Genomic DNA, 1,535 nt, shown 5'->3' on the forward strand with positions numbered 1-1,535 from the left:
TGTTGAGTAGAGCCCATTGCCGCAATGCCAATACCAGCTCGACCTGCTACATGAGGACCACCATTAACCGTAGACTCTCCTACTTCAATATTGGTATTGTCATTTTGAGTACCTACGTAATTTGCATGGGCAGCAAAGCTAAAAGTGGTTGTAAGTACGGCGAGTGTTGCGAATAATTTGTTCATTTTTCAGTTCCTTTTAAATAAAAAATCAATGAAATAAAAAGCACAACTAAGGTGCTTTCATTAACTACACCGAACGAAAAATAAAAACCCACAAAAAATAATAACTATTTAGTTTGTGGGTTTATTTTTTAAGCTAATTCAATAAATTAAAAGTTCATTTGTAGTTTTAACTTCACAGTTCTACCAGGAGCTGGAACGCTCGAACGAACCAGTGGGTCAATATAATAAAGATTAGTCAAGTTAGTGGCTACTAACTCAACGTTAAGGCGCTCACTCCAAATATACTTTGCGTATGCGTCAAAAGTCAGCGCTTTATCTCGCTCAAGATCTTCTTCAGTTTTATTGGCTGATAAATACACAATTCGTAATCCGGTTTCTAAGGAATTTTCGAAATAACGACCACCAAGGCTCAAGTTAACCGAGTCATTAGGAATAGCTTGATCACTTAAGTAACCACCTGCAAAACCAGCATGTACACAATTAGGAACAGAGCCCTCGACAGGGTCCTGAGTAATTGCAAGGCTTTCATCACAGACTTCATTCTTAGTCATGTGAGATAAACTTAAATCAGCAAAAAACGAACCATTGTCATAGCGGCCTTGAAACTCAAATCCTTGCAGCGTTTGCTTATCAATATTATAAAAACGAAGTAAATTACCTGAGCGTTCTATGACATCTTTTGTTTTATGATGAAAGTAGGTTAATTTAATGTCCCCTTGTTCAAAGTTATGTACAAACGCAGTTTCATAATTATAGGTATGCTCTGGTTTAATATCTGTGTAAGGGTTGTTATTAGCCGAGAAGCCTAAAGTACTTTCGAACATACTCGGGAAGCGGATGCCCTCGGTATAACGTATGTACACTCGACTATGTTCATTAAGTAAATAAGTTGCAGCAAATCCTGGAGCCCAGTGGCTGCCCTTTTTTTTACCGCCCTCAATTGGCTTCTCGTACTCATTAACAGGCCCACCCGCTTGGCGACAACTGCCTTCTATATAATTAGCTACGTTATTCAATTCACCGTTAACACATATATTATTTGCTCTGCGGTATTTACCCTCACCATTATGTAACCAAGGCTCTAAATTGACTTTATTTTTCATTTCTCGGACATCTTCAAGGTAGCTTAAAAAGTCTTCAAGGCCTGCAGCATCGCCTAAGAAAAGATCGCTATACTGCTCTCTCTCTTGCTCCCTTATTTCTTGATGTTCCGCTTCTGTGTAAGCTGTTTTATACTCTAAATATACCCCTTCAGCGGCAGAGTGCTCTTTCGTAAAGCGCTCATCCTCAGCCGCAATTCGGCTTGATAAAAAGTCATCAATCGCCCAATAACTTTTATAACTCGCACCA

Annotated in this window: 2 protein-coding genes; both read right to left on the reverse strand. The window is 39.0% G+C overall.

Translation table 11 applies throughout. The features are described from left to right. Positions 1-185: hypothetical protein (locus ACT3RM_RS17800; RefSeq protein ID WP_444511505.1), on the reverse strand; the 185-nt coding region annotated here is incomplete at its 3' end. A gap of 146 nt (positions 186-331) precedes the next feature. Beyond that, the coding region (locus tag ACT3RM_RS17805) for a TonB-dependent receptor (RefSeq protein ID WP_444511506.1) at positions 332-1,535 on the reverse strand (1,204 nt) is incomplete at its 5' end.

It is taken from the genome of Pseudoalteromonas sp. AOP7-A1-14 (genome assembly GCF_052376275.1).
GTDB lineage: Bacteria > Pseudomonadota > Gammaproteobacteria > Enterobacterales > Alteromonadaceae > Pseudoalteromonas.